Source organism: Actinoplanes sp. NPDC023801 (assembly GCF_040639655.1).
Taxonomy (GTDB): domain Bacteria; phylum Actinomycetota; class Actinomycetes; order Mycobacteriales; family Micromonosporaceae; genus Actinoplanes.
On sequence record NZ_JBFAAI010000025.1, the window covers coordinates 66,401 to 82,100 of the forward strand.

Genomic DNA, 15,700 nt, shown 5'->3' on the forward strand with positions numbered 1-15,700 from the left:
TGGATCGGAGGCGCTCGTGTTCCGGCCGTCATGCCGGCGACGGGTCGTCCAGCCGATGGCCGAGCAGCATGCGGGTGCCGGTGGGGCTGCTGGTGATGTCCATGCTGGTGCAGGCCCGGCTGATGATCCGCAGTCCGGACGGACCCGGCCACGCGGGTTCCGGGCCGGCGTCGGCACCGGAGGGTTCCGGCACCGGCATGCCGGGGCCGTGGTCGCTGATCTCGCACCACAGGGTCCCGTCCCGGCGCCACAGCAGCAGTTGACCGTGCCCGCCGCCGTGACGTACCGCGTTGACCACGGCCTCGTGCACCGCCAGAACGAACCGGTGCGCCTGATCGGCGCGCAGCCCCTGGGCGAGGGCGAGGGCGCGGATCTGATCCCGGGCCGGACCCAGCATCGCCGGACCGAACCAGCAGGCCAGCAGCACCCCATCGGTATCCGGCGGAATGACCGCCGGTGCGACGACACAGCCCTCGGTCTCCTCAGCCGCGCCGGCCGGCCGCGGATCACGCCAGCCCTGGGTGAAGACCCGCGTCAGGTTCAAGCCGTGACTCTCCAGGGTGAGCAGCTCAACGGCCGCCGCCGTGAACGTCGCCGCGGCCAGTCGTTCGGCGCTGTTCAACGGTCCGGGAAGGGGCCGATACAGATCCACGGCCCCGTCGTGGCACACCCCACCGGCATGCAGGGGCAACGCGAACACCGCCCGCGCCCCGGCGTCCAGTGCGGCCGGAGTGAACCACGGCCACCGCTGCCGCCACGACCCGGTTGCCAGGTCGGCTGCCCACACCGGGTCCCGGGTCGCGGTCACGTCCCGGCACGGGCCCTCGTTCAGGGTCAACTGCGCGGACTCCAGCTGTGAACTGGTCGTGTCGCTGAAGTACCGCACCGCGGGAACGGTCCCGGCCGGCCCGGCCGACAGGCCCAGCCCGCCGAGGCCCGACATCAGCGCCGTCCCCGCACGGCACAGTGTGGCGAGGTCCGGGCCGTAGGCGCTGACCAGGTCCCACACCCGATCCCGGTGCCCGTTGCCGCGCCGGGGGTCCGCGCCTGTTGCCGCTCGCCGAGCGGAATGGCGTCCATCGGTCATGACGGGGTGCCTCGCGTCCAACTCGTTACCGCCGTGACGAGTTCGGACCCGGCATCGCCAACGCCGGCATCCCACCGAGACAGGGAATCCTCCGCGCTACCAGCGGAGCGACTCCAACATACAGTTGACGAATATCCACGAACGTAAACAAAAGGCAAAATCCGCCCGCCCGCCACGGACGAGTGACGCCGCCCCAGTACCTATCAGCTTCGCGCCCTCGCGCACCTGTACGCCGCCTGCGGTCGCATCGGCTGATCGGACGGGAGCAGGCGATGATCGGCTATTTCCATGGGCGGCGGACCGTACGCGACGTCTAGGAAGGAGCCATGACCACCGAGGTGACCGTTCCACTGCTGCCCTGCCCGTCGATTGACGACATCGAGAGCTTCTATGCGGTTCTCGGCTTCAGTACCACGTACAAGCAGCGCAAACCCAACGCCTGTGTGGGGCTGCAACGTGGAGACCTGAACCTGCAGTTCTTCGAGATCGCCGGATTCGACCCGGCGCAGTCCTACGGCTCCTGCCTCGTGATCACCTCGGACATCGCGGAACTGCACCGGGCTTTCACGACCGGCATGCGGGCCGCGTACGGCAAGGTCCTGGTGTCCGGAATACCACGGATGACCCGACCCAGGGTTCGGAAGAACGCGGACGGGCTGGGCGGGTTCAGCGTCATCGACCCGGGCGGCAACTGGATCCGCGTCTTCGAGAACGCCGCCACGATGCCCGCGCCCACGCCCGTACCCGCTGAACGGCTCGCCAAAGCGCTGGCGAACGCCGTCGTGCTCGCCGACTCCAAGGGTGACGCCGGTCAGGCGGCCCGCATCCTCGACAGCGCGCTGGCTCGCCCGCAGGCCGGCGACGACCCGGTTACACACGTAGAGGTCCTGGTGTACCGCGCGGAACTGGCGATGGTGCTCCAGGACCGGGAGACCGCAGCGCAGATGGTGGCCCGCGCGGAGCACATCGCGCTGAACGCGGACGAGACCCGAAGGGCGGCACCGGCCTTCGAGATCGCTGCCGACCTCGCGGCGGCGCTGCGATGAGTCCGGGGCGGGGGACCGGTCCGGTCCCGTCAGTCAGTGCCGGAACTGCTCCGAGACGAGACGCAAGCGGTGGGAGAGCTGGGCCAGTTCGATCGCCGCAGCCTCGGTCTGCGTGGCCGCCTCATGCGTCAGTGTGGTGGTCCCGGCCACCCGGTTGATCGAGTCGGCGACCCCCTCCGCCGACCGGACAGCCGTCGCCACGTTGGCGACGATCTGGCCGGTGGACTCCATCTGACGCTCCAGCGCCGCGGAGATCGAACGCTGCAGCTCGTCGATACGCCCGATCACCTCACTGATCCGGCTGATCGCCTCGAACGCGCTGGCGGTGTCACGCTGCATCGCCGCCACCTTCTCGGTGATGTCACCGGTCGCCGACGCCGTCTCCTGGGAGAGGTCCTTCACCTCGCCGGCCACCACAGCGAAACCTTTGCCCTGCTGACCGGCCCGAGCGGCCTCGATCGTCGCGTTCAGTGCGAGAAGGTTCGTCTGCTGGGCGATCCCGGTGATGATGCTGACCACCGCTGACACCTCCTCGCTGGAGGTCCGCAGCCGCTCGATCGTGTCGTTGGTCGTCTCGGCGAGAAGCACCGCCTCCTTGGTGACCGTGTCGGCCTCGGCCACCGCGGTGGTGATCTCGTCGATGGACGACTCCAGCCCTCGCGCCGCCGACGTGGTGTCACCGACGCTGCTCGTCACCAGACCGATGTCCTCGCTGGCGCGGGACGCCTCCGACGAAGCCGTACCGGCTCCCTCGGACAGCTGGCGGCTCGTCGCGGTCAGTTCCTCCGAGGCGGCGGCGACCGCGTTGGCGTTGCCGGTGATGTCGTTCATCGCGGTACGCAACGACGCGACGATCGCGTTCAAGCTCCTGCCCAGCTCGGAGAGCTCGTCGCTGCCGGGCAGCGACGCGTCCACGGTGAGGTCGTAGGCCGCGATCGAGCTGGCCGTGGCCAGACTCCGATCGATCCGCGCCGCGATCCGGCGGGCGAGTACGAGTGCCGCCCCACCCAGCACCAGCGCCGCCAGGATGCCGACGATCAGCGTGAGACGCTTCGCCTGCGTTGCCACCGACGACGCCCGATCGTACGACTCCTGAACCTCCGCGGTGATCGCCGCGTTCAGGTCGCCCAAGGAGGCGGCGGCCTTCGCGTCGACCGCGTCGTACGCCGGCCGTGCCGCCAGCGCCGCCTTGCGCGTCGGATCCGAGGCGACCCGGCTGGCGAGTGTCACCATGCGCTGTCCGGAGGCGATCAGCTCGTTGAGCACCGAGAGAACAGCATCGGCTCGGGGGCGCATCGCCGGCATGTATCGAATGACGTCGTCGATACCGGTCCGTGCCTGGGAGACGTTGGCGCCGAGCTGGTCGAGCGCCGTCTGACGCTCCGTCGCATTGTTCGTCACGAGCGTCGCCAGCACATTGCCCCGGAACAGTGCCCGTGCCACGTCGGCCGACTGCGCCGCCTGCCGCGCCGCCGCGGCGTTACGGGCGGCGACCTGCTGATCGGCGATGGCGGAGATGCCCTGATAGCCGATCGCGCCGGCCACGATGACCAGGACGAAGCCGGCAACCGCCAAGGCCGCGATCTGGCGCCGGATGGTGAACCGCACGGTGGCCTCCCTGTTTGGCACGCTAACCGTCTGCACGGGCCCGACGGAGCCGAATCGGCGCTAAGAACCCGGGGAAGGCAGCCGATGGGACGTTGGCGAGCTTTCGCACGGGAGGCGTGATGCGAGTTCTTTCCCTGCTGATGGCCGCAGTGGTGACCATGGGCTCGGCCGCCGCGTGCGGCGACACCGGCGACACGTCCGGCCGGCCGATCGACCGGCTGGCCGAGGCCCGCGCCGCGCTTCCGGAGGAGATCCGGGACGCGGGCGCGCTGGTCGCCGGAACGGACCCGACCTTCGAGCCGATGACGTTCAAGAACGGCGCCGACTACGACGGGCTCGACGTCGACATCGCCGAGGCGATCGCGGCGAAACTCGGCCTGACGATCGAGTGGCGGACCGTGTCGTTCGGCGACCTGCTCGGCCAGGTCGAGAACCACGACATCGACATGTCGATCTCCTCGATGTTCGACCGGGCGGAACGCCAGAAAAAGGCGGACTTCGTCAACTACCTCAACGCCGGTACGTCCATCGTCGTGCCGAAAGGAGTGGGCGACGTCGGCGGCATGCCCGGACTCTGCGGCCGGCGCGTCGCCGCCCAGCCGGAAACCGTCTTCGTCGAGATGGCCACCGCGCAGAAGCGTGCCTGCGGCCGCAAAGGCCTGACGGTGGTGCCGTCGGACAAACCGTCCGCCGACGTGAGCGGCGGCAAGGCGGACGCGGCCCTCAACGACTTCCCGATCGCCGCGCTCGACGTCGAGAAGATGCCGAACCTGGAACTTTCCGGCCCGCAGATCGAAGCGATCCCGTACGGCATCGGCATTGCCAAGGACCGCAAGGAGCTCACCGCCGCGGTGCAGACCGCGCTGTACTCCCTGATCGACGACGGCGGCTACGACGCCCTGCTCGCCAAGTGGAAGGTCAAGGAGGGCGCCCTGCGAACCGGCGCGATCAACGGCGGCGCATGACAGGCCGGGCAACGGCGGGCCCGCTTCGCCGCCGGCCGGTCGAGCGGAACCGCACCGGTGAGGGGTGGGTTGCCGGTACACCCTCCAGCAGTGACTTCTCCGTTCTCGCGGACAGGCGTTTCCTGGACGGCGATGCAGTTGGGCGTCGCCGGCAACCCGCACCGTCCACCGCGCCCTGGATCTCGGGGTCACCCACATCGACACGGCCGAGATCTACGGCCCGTTCCTGAGTGAGGAGATCGTCGGTGCGGCGATCAAGGGACGCCGCGATCAGGTGAAGATCGCCACGAAGTTCGGTCTGGTCTCCCACGCGGGTGGTGGTCCCGGCGTCGCCGACAGCAGCGCCGCGAACGTGAAGGCGGCCGTCGAAGGATCACTCCGGCGACTCGGCACCGATCACATCGACCTCTACTACCAGCACCGCGTCGACCGCGGCACCGCGATCGAGGAGACCGCCGCCGCTGTCGCCGACCTCATCGCGCAAGGCAAGGTCCTGCACTTCGGTCTCTCCGAGGCATCGCCGGAAACCATCCGCCGCGCTCACGCCGTCCAGCCGGTAACCGCCCTGCAGACCGAATACTCGCTGTGGACCCGCGACGTGGATGCCGAGATCCTGCCGCTGCTGCGCGAGTCCGGCATCGGCGACATCGCCCCCATCCCCGGCACCCGCCGGGTGGCCCGGGTCGAGGAGAACACCGCGGCCGACGGCATCGAGCTCACCGCGGCGCAACTCGAACGCCTCGACGAGCTGCCACCGGCGGCCGGCGCACGCCACGACGATGCCAACATGGCCTCGATCGACAGGTAGACCGCACCGCACCCCGGCGGGCAGCGGGAGTCTCAGAAGGTCTGTCGTGCGGCCCACGCCGCCGGGGTCGTCGTGCCGTGGGTGAGCAGGCCGGGGTCCGGCGGCGGGGCCGGGTGGGCGTAGGCGGCGGCGATGCCCTCCGCGACGGTCTCGCCGAGGTGCGGGGCGAGCATCCGGGCGTACTCGGCGGGCTCGATGGTCTGCCAGCTGACCGGGCGGCCGAGTGCCGAGGTGAGCTGAGCGGCAAGCTCGGGACCGGTCACCGGGGCGGGACCGGCGACGATACGAGCGGGCGCGGGCGCCGCAGCGAGTGCCTGGGCGGCGATCTCGGTGCCGATGTCGGCGGCTGCGGCCCACGGGACCGGGGCTTCGGCGGGCAACGGGTACCGCAGATCACCGTTGTCGCGGATCAGCGAACGTGACCACGGCGCGACGAGGTTCTCCAGGTAGGGACCGGCCGGGCCGAGTACCGTGGCGTGCCGGACCGCGCCCGGCAGACCGGCGGCCAGACGGACCCGCGCGTCGATGAACGGCACACCGATCGGGACGGCCGGCGGTAACCCGGTCCCGGTGTTGAAGACGGCACGCCGGACACCGGCCTTGCCGAGGGCGGCCAGCATCGTGTCGGCGCGGCGTACCGCATCGGCGGAGAAGTCGAGCGGCAACTGCACGACGACCGCGTCGGCGCCGGTGTAGGCGGCGACGAGCGCGTCGAGGTCGAGCAGGTCGGCGACGACGGCCTGGACCGCGGGATCGGTGTCCGGCCGCGGGCGGCGGGTGACGGCGCGGACATCGTGGCCGGCGGCGAGCAGACGCTGCAGGATGGCGCGTCCCTGGGTTCCGGTGGCGCCGTGCAGGACTACGGTGGTGTGCTTCATGCCGGTGACGCTAGTTTCCGGTGGTTAGCCGTACCCAGAAAGTTATATTGTTTCCGAATGGAAACCATTGGCTCTGACCTGCGAAAAGCTGGTTGCGGCGTGGAGCGCACCCTCCAGGTGCTGGACGGCAAGTGGGCCACCCTCGTGGTGCGGGAGCTGATGCCGGGCCCGAAACGGTTCACCGAACTGCGGGCCGCGGTCGGCGGGCCGAGTGCCAAGACGCTCACCGACCGGCTGCGGTCCCTCGAGCATCAGGGCATCCTTACCCGTACGGTGTATGCCGAGGTGCCGCCCCGGGTGGTGTACGAGTTGACCGATCAAGGGCGCAGCCTGAACAGCATCCTGATGGCGATGCTGGCGTGGGGCGAGGCGAATCCGGCGCCGGCCGGTTAGGCGGGACACTGTCCACGCCCAACGCACCGGCCATCACCGCACCGCCACAGGAGCTGACACCATGCGCGACCCGAGCAACGGCCCCTCGAGACGCTTCGAGGAACTCGCCTGGATCGACAGCCCACTGGGCGAGATCAGCCTGCGGCGACGACACGATCCCACCGTCGGCGTCGAGGTCTACGAGGTCAAACTCGACGACGCGTTCCTCATGTCGAGCCTGTTCACCGCGGCCGAGATCGAACTCGCCAGCCGCGGCCTGGCCCTGCTGCCCGGCGACGGGCTCGACGTGGTGGTCGGTGGCCTCGGCCTGGGGTACACCGCCGCCACGGTCCTGCGGGATCCCCGCGTCCGTTCCCTGCTCGTGCTCGACTTCCTCGACGATGTCATCGGCTGGCACCAGCAGCGGCTGCTGCCGTGCGCCGAGGAGGTCGCCGGCGATCAGCGGTGCCGGCTGGAGCAGGGTGACTTCTTCGCCCTCACCGCCGACGCCGCCGGCTACGACCGGCAGCAGCCCGGGCGTGCGGTGCACGCCATCCTGGTCGACATCGACCACAGCCCCCGGGACCTGTTGCATCCACGGCACGCCCGGTTCTACACCGTCGACGGCCTGCGTGAGCTGGCGCGTCACCTGCGGGCGGGCGGGGTGTTCGGGTTGTGGTCCAACGATCCTCCCGACGACGAGTTCACCCAGCGGCTGGCCACGGTCTTCGCCATCGCGCGCGCCGAGGTGGTCGAGTTCGACAACCCGCTGCAGCGCCGTACCTCGACAAACACCATCTACTTGGCGCAGGTCGCCTGAACCGCAACCCGTCGCCGGCGTGACCGGTGGTGGGCGGCACCGGAGTGCCGCCCACCACCGGTCACCTGGCTTTGCGGGCGTACTTGGCGCGGAACTTCTCCACCCGGCCGGCGGTGTCGAGCAGCCGCTTCCGGCCCGTCCAGAAGGGGTGGCTGGCCGCGGAGATCTCTACGTCGATCACCGGGTAGGTGTTGCCGTCCTCCCATGCGACCGTCCGGTCGCTGACGGCGGTGGATCGGGTCAGGAAGGCGAAGCCAGCGCTGCGGTCGCGGTAGACGACGGGGTGGTAGTCGGGGTGGATGCCGGGTTTCATGGTCGGTTCTCCTCGGAGGTGTTGTCGTCGGTGAGTGGGAAGCAGCCGGCGAACGGGTCGGGCAGATGGCGCCAGGTGTCGGAGCCGTCGGCGAGTTCGGCGTCGGTGAGCAGGCAACTGTTCAGCAGTTCGGTGAGGGCGGCGTGGTCCAGGTGCAGGCCGATCAGGGCGAGCACGGTGCGACGGTCCCCGTAGTAGGGATCCCAGGAGAGATCGGCGGCGATCCGGCGCTCGTCGCTGGTCTCGTTCCAGCGCTCGGCGGGCAGGGCCGCGAGCCAGTAGCCGAGGGTGCCCAGGCTGACGCCGCCGCCGGCGAACTCGAACGCGAGCACGGTGTCCGGCTGGCTGGCGATCCAGAGCTGGCCACGGCCGCGCAGCGCGTGTTCGGTGAGATCTTCCAGGGCGTCGTGCAGGCGTTGCGGGTGGAACGGGCGCCGCGTCTCGAACAGGATCGAGGTGACGTCGGAGGAGTCGGTGTCGGCCACGGCGATGGGCCGGCCCTCCAGTGCCAGGCCGAGCATGCCGGGCCGGCGCGGGTTGTGCCGGCCGGTGCGGCGAACGAGTGTGCTCAGCCCGGTGCAGTCCAGCTGTGCGGTCGTGCCGACGGTCACCTGGATCGACCAGGGCGCGAGCCGGTGGACCAGGGTGCCGATCCGGTTGAGTTCCAGAACATCGGTGCCGGGGCGGCTCCACAGCACGACGGTGTCGCTGAACTCGACCTGATGCGCGACGACCTCGGCGACGGCGCGATGGTCGTCGTCGGCGGCCTGCAGGTCGCGGTGGCTCAGGTCGTCGGTGCTGGCCAGGTCGTCGAGGAAACGTTCGGCGTCGACGACGGTGACGTAGGAGTCGAAACGGACCGCCTCGGTGACCGGTGTGCCGTCGACGACGCAGTGCTCGGAGGCGGCGGCGACCGCCTCGGGTTCCACCGAGGGCGGCAGGACCAGCAGCATGTCGCTGCCCGGGTGAGTGCGGGCGAGACGGACGAGGGTGGGCAGCACGTCCTCGCGCAGGGTGCACGAGACGCAGCCGTGCACGAGGGCGGTGGTGGCGTCCTCGATCAGTTCGGTGGCCGAGCGCACCGTACGCCGCAGGAGCCCGTCGCGGAGGCCGGTGAGATCGTGCCTGATCGCGAGCAGCCGGTCCTCGGCGAGCAGCAGGGCCTGGGCGGTGGCATGGACAGCACCGGGGGAGAAGCCGGACAGCACGGTGACGGCGGGCCGCTGGTCGACCCGGGCAGGCAGGGTGTCGGTGATCGGGTTCGCACTCACACCCCCATCTTGTTGGAAATGGTTTTCATTGTAAAGTCGCCACCATGTCGTTCATCTGTGACGTGACCGGCGCGAAGCCGAGCTTCGGCAACGCCGTGTCGTTCTCCCACCGCCGCACCCGCCGCCGCTGGAACCCCAACGTCCAGCGCCGCCGTTACCGCCTCGTCGACGGCAACGCGGTACGGCTCACCGTCAGCGCCAAGGGAATCAAGATCATCGACCGGGACGGCATCGACGCGGTGGTCGCCCGGCTCCGCGCCAAGGGGGTGAAGATCTGATGGCCAAGAGCACCGACGTCCGGCCCGTGATCAAACTGCGCAGCACCGCCGGCACCGGCTACACCTATGTCACCCGCAAGAACCGCCGCAACGATCCCGACCGCCTGGTCCTGCGCAAGTACGACCCGGTCGCCCGCAAGCACGTCGACTTCCGGGAGGACCGCTGATGGCCCGCCGCAGCCTCACCGAGCGCGAGAAGCGCCGCACCGATCTGTCCGCCCGGCACTTCGACCGCCGTGCCGAACTGAAGAAGCAGGTCCTCGATCCGGAGACGCGAGCCGGCGCGATGAGCGCCCTCGCCCGGTTGCCCCGCGACTCGAGCCCGGCGCGCCGTCGCAGCCGCGACATGATCGACGGACGGCCGCGCGGGGTGTTCAGTCGCTTCGGCCTGTCCCGGGTGCGGTTCCGGGAGATGGCGCTGCGCGGAGAACTGCCCGGAATCCGCAAGGCCTCCTGGTGACCCCGGCCGCAGCCTGACCACGGCCGGGTGCGGGCTCGTTGCCGCGAGCCGCGCCCGGCCGGCCCGGCGACCGGGTGGTGGTGCCGTCCGCGGGCCACTCGCGCGTAGTTCGCGACCTGCTGGGTATCGGGGGACGTGTCGTCAGCTACCCGGAGGCACCAGATGATCGTGCGACGTGCCGCCGCTGCGTTCGGTGCCGTGGTCGTGTTGTCCCTGCCCGGAACCGCGCCCGCGGCGGCAGAACCCCCCTCGCGGATGGCCGCTCAGGTCGTCGACTCGGTGGGAGCCCTGCACCCGGACGACGCGCGGGTGCGACAGGCCCTGGAAGCGCTGCGCGCCCGGAACGGGACACAACTGTTCGTGGTGTACGTCGCCTCGTTCGACGGTCGCACCGGCCAGCAGTGGGCGGACGAGACGGCCAGACTCTCCCAGCTCGGCAACGACGATGTACTTCTCGCCGTCGCCGTCACCGACCGGGCGTACGGCTACTCCGTCGGAGCCGGAAGCGCCGGGTCGGAGCGGGATGTGGAAGACCTGCTGGTCCGTCGGGTGGAGCCCCGGCTGGCCGCCGGCGACTGGAGTGGGGCGGTGGTGACTCTGGCGGAGGGCCTGGGCGCCTCCGCGACGGCCGGGAACCCCGGTGGCGGCGTCTCGTCCGCGCTGCTGCTCGGCGGCGCTGTCGCTGTCGGCGGTGCCGGCCTGTGGTGGGCGGCACGACGGCGCGCCCGCCGCACCGGAGCGCCCGCCGAAGTCGTCGGTGGCCCGGGCCAGGATCAGCAGCCCGGCACTGCGGCGATCCCGACGGAGGAGCTGGCCAAGCGGGCATCCTCCGCACTCATCGCGGTCGACGACGCGGTGGAGACCTCCGAGCAGGAGCTGGCCTTCGCCCAGGCGCAGTTCGGTGATGAAGCCGTCACCGGCTTCCGGGCGGCCCTGGACCAGGTGCGGGCTGAACTTCGACAGGCCTTCACCTTCCGGCAGCAGCTTGACGACACGCAACCCGAGACGGAGGCGGACCGCCGGGCGATGCTCACCGAGATTCTCCGCCTGTGTGAGTCTGCGGACAGCAAGCTGGATGCCCAGGCTGAGGCTTTCGACCGGTTGCGTGCGCTGGAACGGACCGCCCCGGAGGCGCTGGCGTCCTTGACCGCACGTGCCGACGCCTGCGCTGCCGGGCTTCCCGGTGCACGGCAGCGCCTTGATGAGTTGGGGCGCCGGTTCGCGGCTTCCGCGCTGACTCCGGTGGCCGACAACCCGCGGCAGGCGGAGGACCGGTTGAACGTCGCGCGGGTGGAGCTCGGCGAGGCCCGGACGGCGTTGCAGGGCGACCGGCGCGGCGAAGCGGTGACCAGCATCCGCGCTGCCGAGGAGGCGGTCGGGCAGGCGGAGACCCTGGTGTCGTCGGTCGCGCAGCTTCAGGAGCAGCTGGAGCAGGCCGACGCCCGACTTGGCGCGTTGCGGGGGGAGATCACCCAGGACCTGAGCGAAGCCCGGGCGCTGGCGCGTACGGGCGGTCATCCTCACCTGCTGGCGGATGCCGATGCTGCTGAGGCGGCATTGGCCCGGAGCGAGGCGATGGTGGCGGCCGCCGGCGCGCTGCCCGACCCGCTGGCGGTGCTCCGGCAGTTGAACGATGCCGCCGAGGCACTCGAGCGGGGTCTGACCGTAGCCCGGGAAGCACATCAGCAGCGGCAGCGTTCGGCCGCCCTGTTGCCGGGAGCCCTCGACGCGGCAACCGCTGCCGTCTCGGCGGCCGGTGACTTCATCGCTACCCGACGCGGCGCTGTCGGCGTCGAGGCCCGTACGAGCCTGGCCGAGGCGAGGCGGCATCTGGAGGAGGCCGTGGTCACCTCGACCGGCGAGCCGGAGGCCGCGCTGCAGCACGCCCGGCACGCCGACTCCCTGGCGAGGCAGGCCCTGAGCCTGGCTCAGGCCGATGTCGACCAGTGGTCCTCACCGATCGGCCAGCCCGGTTACGGCGGCTACTCCTCCGGCATCGATCTCGGCAGTCTCGTGCTGGGAGGCATCCTCGTGGGCGGCGGATCGGGCGGCGGCGGTATGGGAGAGGGCTGGTCTCCCGGCAGCTTCGGCGGTTCCGGCACCCGATCCCGGCACGGCGGCGGCGGACGCTTCTGACGCGCGTGAACCACCTCGGCAACGGTAGAAGGAGAAACGATGGTGCAGCAGTCCATTCTCGGCAGGATCAGCCAGCTCGCGCGGGCCAACATCCACGCGATGCTCGACGCCGCCGAGGATCCGCAACTGATGCTCGACCAGATGGTGCGTGACTACACGGACAACATCTCGCAGGCCGAGGATGCGGTCGCCCAGGTGATCGGCAACCTGCGCCTCATCGAGGAGGATCACCGGGAGGCGCTGGAGACTGTCGGTGAGTGGGAGCGCAAGGCCGTCGCCGCCAGCCGTAAGGCGGACGAGCTGCGTGCCGCCGGCGACATCACCGGGGCGGACCGATTCGACTCTCTCGCCAAGGTGGCCTTGCAACGGCAGCTCGACGCCGAGAAGCAGGTGCGATCGTTCGAACCGCAGATCAAGGCCCAGGGTGAGGTCGCCGACCGGCTCAAGGACGGGCTGGAAAGCATGCGGGGCAAGCTGGCCGAGCTCAGCGCCAAGCGCAACGAACTCGTCGCGCGGGCCAAGATGGCGCAGGCTCAGACCCAGGTGCACGACGCCATGCGCAGCGTCGACCTGCTGGATCCCACCAGTGAACTCTCCCGTTTCGAGGACAAGATCCGTCGCGAGGAGGCCCGTGTCCTCGGACATCAGGAACTGGCCGCCTCCACCCTCGATGCCCAGTTCGAAGCGCTCGAGGACGAGACCGAGGCAGCCGAGGTGGAGGCCCGGCTGGCCAAGCTCAAGCAGCGCTGACCTGCTCTGCGGTGACACCGAGAGATTGAGTGTGTTGATGCACTGACTATGGGTATTCAAATGTGGGCCGAATTGCCCGGTATGCCACATTAGGCCGCCGCGGTCGACGATCGACGACGGCACTGCGGAGGCACCCCATGAATCGCAACCGGCAGGCCAACATCGGCGTCGGAGTCCTCCTGGGGGTGGTCCTGCTGTTCGCGGTGCTGGCCTCGTGCGGCCCGGATGAGGAAGGCTCCATGACCGGCCGGTCGGGATCTGCGGTCCCGGCCTCCGATTCACCCGAGCCTTCCCCGGCTGCTACCGCGTTCGGCGCTCTTGCGGCGGAGCCGGACCGAACCAGCCCACCGACGACCCGTCCGGCCGCGACCCGCACGCCGCACGGCGGTGTCGATGCAGGTGGCGGCAGTAGTGTCACCGGCCGGCGGCTCCCACTGCTGATGACCGGCACATTCCTGCTCGTGGCGGCAGCCGGCCTGACGGCCTACGCGATCCGCCGCCCGAGCCGCGGCTGACCGGTGGGCGCGACGACAGCCCGAGCCGGGTCATGGGTTCGCGACCGCCGGGTGGCGGCGTTCGCGCTCCTGCTGGCGGTCCTCGGCTCAGCGACCCTGGCGATGGGCGTGCGTGCCCAGGACGGTCTGCCTCCGCCTCCACGGCGGACCGCTCTCGCTGTCGAGGACGGCAATGACCTGCCGGCTCCTCCACCCGCGCCGGCGAGGGCGGCGAACGGGATGCGGCTCTCCGTCCCGGTGGCGCTGGACATCCCGGCGATCAAGCTACGGACCCCGGTGACCGCGATGGGTCTGCGACGCGACGGGACCATCGACGTGCCACCGCTGCTCGCCGACGCGCCGGCCGGCTGGTACCGGCACTCGCCCTCGCCCGGCGAGGTGGGTGCCGCAGTGCTGGTCGGCCACGTGGACACCGCCCGGGAGGGGCCCGCGGTCTTCTACCGCCTGCGGGAGCTGGGGCCTGGCAACACGATTTCGGTACGCCGGGCAGACGGCACCCTGACCGATTTCGTGGTGACCCGGGTGGCCATGCATCCCAAGAACCAGTTCCCGAGCGACGACGTGTACGGCCCGGTAGAGGACCCGGAACTTCGATTGATCACCTGCGGCGGCGTCTTCGATCGCTCGCGGGGAAGCTATCGGAACAACGTGGTGGTCTTCGCCCGGATCGCCGTACCAAGGTAGCGGTGGGGATTGCAGCGCTGCAATTGGTTGGCGGGAAACCTTGACGGGCCGAAGTGTTAGCGCAAACATTGATGCATTCCTGTTTCGTGAAGGTTAATCGACCGGGTCCCCGCCTCTGTGCACCGGTAGCGCACCTTCCGCGACCAGGCCTCCCGTGACGGTCATCCCCAGCCGTCACGGTTCCCCCTATCGAAGGACAGCCATGTCTTCCTCCGCCCCTCCAGTGGAACGAACACGCTCACTTCGACGCGTCGCCTTGGCCGGCCTCACCATCGGCGTCGCCGCTGCCGGCGTCGCGGTGGCCACCCGATCCGCCTCGGCCGCCGTCGTCGACCCCGCTGCCTCCTACGTCCTGGTCAACCGCAACAGTGGCAAGGCGCTGGACGTCTACAACCTGGCGACCACCGACGGTGCCGCGATCAATCAGTTCACCCGTAACGACGGTGCGTGGCAGCAGTGGAAGTTCCTGGACTCCGGTGGTGGCTGGTATCGGGTGCAGTCGGTGCACAGCGGCAAGGTTCTGGACCTGCCGACCACTGCCGACGGTGTTCAGCTGGTGCAGAACACCGACCGTAACGACGCGCGGCAGCAGTTCCGTCTCGCCGACTCGGCCGGCGGGCATGTGCGGTTGATCAACCGCAACAGTGGCAAGGCCCTCGAGACGTGGGAGTGGTCCACGGCGGACGGCGCCCGGGTGTCGCAGTACCAGGACCTCGACGGCGCCAACCAGCAATGGCAGCTCGTCCGGCTGGGCGCCGCCCCTTCGCCGACCACGCCAACACCCGGGCCCACCGGCACGCCGACCACACCGCCCTCGTCGTACCCCGGGCCGGGAGCCGTCTCCGGAGCGACGGGCACGCACGACCCGACGATCGTCAAGACGCCCCAGGGCTCGTACATCGTGGCGCAGACCGGCCGGAACATCCGGCTGACCACGTCCACCGACCGTACGACGTTCCGGGAGGCGGGCGCGGCGTTCCCGAACGGGGCCCCGTGGACGACCGCCTACACCGGAGGCAGCGCCGACCTGTGGGCGCCGGACATCTCGTACCGCAATGGTCAGTACTACCTGTACTACTCCGCCTCCACCTTCGGCTCCAACCGTTCGGCGATCTTCCTGGCGACGAGCCCGAGCGGCGCCTCCGGCTCGTGGACCAACCGTGGCCTGGTCATCGAATCCAGCACGTCGAACAACTACAACGCGATCGACCCGAACCTGATCGTGGACGACGCCGGCAGGTGGTGGCTGAACTTCGGCTCCTTCTGGTCCGGCATGCAGCAGATCGCTCTGAACCCCTCGACCGGTCTGCGCGCCGACTCGTCGATCCGTCTGATCGCCGGCCGTAACGGCGGGGCCATCGAAGCGCCGCACATGGTCAAACGCGGCTCCTTCTACTACCTGTGGGTGTCGTTCGACCGCTGCTGCCAGGGCGCGGCGAGCACGTACCGGATCATGGTGGGCCGTTCGACGAGTCCGAACGGGCCGTTCGTGGACCGCAACGGTGCAGCCATGAACTCCGGTGGCGGCACCCAGGTGCTGGCCGGGCACGGCAGCATCCACGGCCCCGGCCACCAGGCCGTCCTCCAGGACACCGACGGCGACCTGCTGGTCTACCACTACTACGCCGACAACGGCACCTCGAGGCTCGGGATCAACCGCCTCGGGTACGACGCCGCCGGCTGGCCGTTCGTCTACTGACCTCGAACTG

17 protein-coding genes and 1 pseudogene are annotated in these 15,700 nt (G+C 70.1%); 13 read left to right on the forward strand and 5 right to left on the reverse strand.

Going from position 1 to position 15,700, the window contains the following annotated elements:
* Positions 1-28 precede the first annotated feature (28 nt).
* Positions 29-1,087: an ATP-binding protein gene (locus AB0G04_RS33210; protein ID WP_360990954.1), complete on the reverse strand. Its 1,059-nt coding sequence runs from the start codon at positions 1,085-1,087 to the stop codon at positions 29-31.
* Between the two features lie 326 nt (positions 1,088-1,413).
* On the opposite strand from AB0G04_RS33210, the gene AB0G04_RS33215 reads away from it, so the two are divergent.
* A complete protein-coding gene (locus AB0G04_RS33215; protein WP_360990957.1) occupies positions 1,414-2,133 on the forward strand; it encodes a VOC family protein in 720 nt (239 codons plus the stop codon).
* 33 nt (positions 2,134-2,166) lie between these two features.
* Here the strand turns inward: AB0G04_RS33215 and AB0G04_RS33220 are convergent, their stop codons facing one another.
* Positions 2,167-3,741 carry a methyl-accepting chemotaxis protein gene (locus AB0G04_RS33220; protein ID WP_360990960.1) on the reverse strand — a complete coding sequence of 525 codons (1,575 nt, stop codon included), beginning with the start codon at positions 3,739-3,741 and terminating at the stop codon, positions 2,167-2,169.
* A gap of 119 nt (positions 3,742-3,860) precedes the next feature.
* On the opposite strand from AB0G04_RS33220, the gene AB0G04_RS33225 reads away from it, so the two are divergent.
* A complete protein-coding gene (locus AB0G04_RS33225) occupies positions 3,861-4,706 on the forward strand; it encodes a transporter substrate-binding domain-containing protein (protein ID WP_360990963.1) in 846 nt (281 codons plus the stop codon).
* A gap of 163 nt (positions 4,707-4,869) precedes the next feature.
* A pseudogene (locus tag AB0G04_RS33230) lies at positions 4,870-5,514 on the forward strand (aldo/keto reductase); the annotation flags it as partial.
* A 32-nt stretch (positions 5,515-5,546) separates the two neighbouring features.
* Here AB0G04_RS33230 and AB0G04_RS33235 read toward each other — a convergent pair.
* Positions 5,547-6,392 (reverse strand): NAD(P)H-binding protein, encoded by an 846-nt coding sequence (locus AB0G04_RS33235; RefSeq protein WP_360990965.1) that lies wholly within the window; start codon positions 6,390-6,392, stop codon positions 5,547-5,549.
* Between the two features lie 99 nt (positions 6,393-6,491).
* Between AB0G04_RS33235 and AB0G04_RS33240 the strand changes: the two genes are divergently transcribed.
* Both AB0G04_RS33240 and AB0G04_RS33245 read left to right on the forward strand, forming a co-directional pair.
* Positions 6,492-6,785 carry a helix-turn-helix domain-containing protein gene (locus AB0G04_RS33240; protein WP_360990968.1) on the forward strand — a complete coding sequence of 98 codons (294 nt, stop codon included), beginning with the start codon at positions 6,492-6,494 and terminating at the stop codon, positions 6,783-6,785.
* Between the two features lie 61 nt (positions 6,786-6,846).
* A complete protein-coding gene (locus AB0G04_RS33245; RefSeq protein ID WP_360990970.1) occupies positions 6,847-7,584 on the forward strand; it encodes a spermidine synthase in 738 nt (245 codons plus the stop codon).
* A 61-nt stretch (positions 7,585-7,645) separates the two neighbouring features.
* Here AB0G04_RS33245 and AB0G04_RS33250 read toward each other — a convergent pair whose 3' ends face one another.
* Positions 7,646-7,897, reverse strand: a complete 252-nt coding sequence (locus AB0G04_RS33250; protein ID WP_360990973.1) for a type B 50S ribosomal protein L31 — start codon at positions 7,895-7,897, stop codon at positions 7,646-7,648.
* Positions 7,894-9,168 (reverse strand): GTP-binding protein, encoded by a 1,275-nt coding sequence (locus AB0G04_RS33255; RefSeq protein ID WP_360990976.1) that lies wholly within the window; start codon positions 9,166-9,168, stop codon positions 7,894-7,896. The genes AB0G04_RS33250 and AB0G04_RS33255 overlap by 4 nt, the downstream gene beginning before the upstream one ends.
* 44 nt (positions 9,169-9,212) lie before the next feature.
* Between AB0G04_RS33255 and rpmB the strand changes: the two genes are divergently transcribed.
* From rpmB to AB0G04_RS33295, 8 genes are all read left to right on the forward strand, one after another.
* Positions 9,213-9,446, forward strand: coding sequence for a 50S ribosomal protein L28 (gene rpmB / locus AB0G04_RS33260; protein WP_360990979.1), 234 nt, complete (start codon positions 9,213-9,215; stop codon positions 9,444-9,446).
* Entirely contained in the window at positions 9,446-9,613 is a 168-nt protein-coding gene (gene rpmG / locus AB0G04_RS33265; protein ID WP_360990982.1) for a 50S ribosomal protein L33, read from the forward strand. The genes rpmB and rpmG overlap by 1 nt, the downstream gene beginning before the upstream one ends.
* Positions 9,613-9,906: a 30S ribosomal protein S14 gene (gene rpsN, locus AB0G04_RS33270; protein ID WP_360990985.1), complete on the forward strand. Its 294-nt coding sequence runs from the start codon at positions 9,613-9,615 to the stop codon at positions 9,904-9,906. The genes rpmG and rpsN overlap by 1 nt, the downstream gene beginning before the upstream one ends.
* A gap of 162 nt (positions 9,907-10,068) precedes the next feature.
* A complete protein-coding gene (locus tag AB0G04_RS33275; protein WP_360990987.1) occupies positions 10,069-12,042 on the forward strand; it encodes a TPM domain-containing protein in 1,974 nt (657 codons plus the stop codon).
* A 39-nt stretch (positions 12,043-12,081) separates the two neighbouring features.
* Complete coding sequence (locus AB0G04_RS33280) at positions 12,082-12,792, forward strand: PspA/IM30 family protein (protein WP_360990990.1); 711 nt, start codon at positions 12,082-12,084, stop codon at positions 12,790-12,792.
* Positions 12,793-12,929: 137 nt separating this feature from the next.
* Positions 12,930-13,307 carry a hypothetical protein gene (locus AB0G04_RS33285; RefSeq protein WP_360990992.1) on the forward strand — a complete coding sequence of 126 codons (378 nt, stop codon included), beginning with the start codon at positions 12,930-12,932 and terminating at the stop codon, positions 13,305-13,307.
* Positions 13,308-13,358: 51 nt separating this feature from the next.
* Positions 13,359-13,991 carry a class F sortase gene (locus AB0G04_RS33290; protein ID WP_360990995.1) on the forward strand — a complete coding sequence of 211 codons (633 nt, stop codon included), beginning with the start codon at positions 13,359-13,361 and terminating at the stop codon, positions 13,989-13,991.
* 202 nt (positions 13,992-14,193) lie between these two features.
* Positions 14,194-15,690: a family 43 glycosylhydrolase gene (locus AB0G04_RS33295; RefSeq protein ID WP_360990997.1), complete on the forward strand. Its 1,497-nt coding sequence runs from the start codon at positions 14,194-14,196 to the stop codon at positions 15,688-15,690.
* Positions 15,691-15,700: the final 10 nt, after the last annotated feature.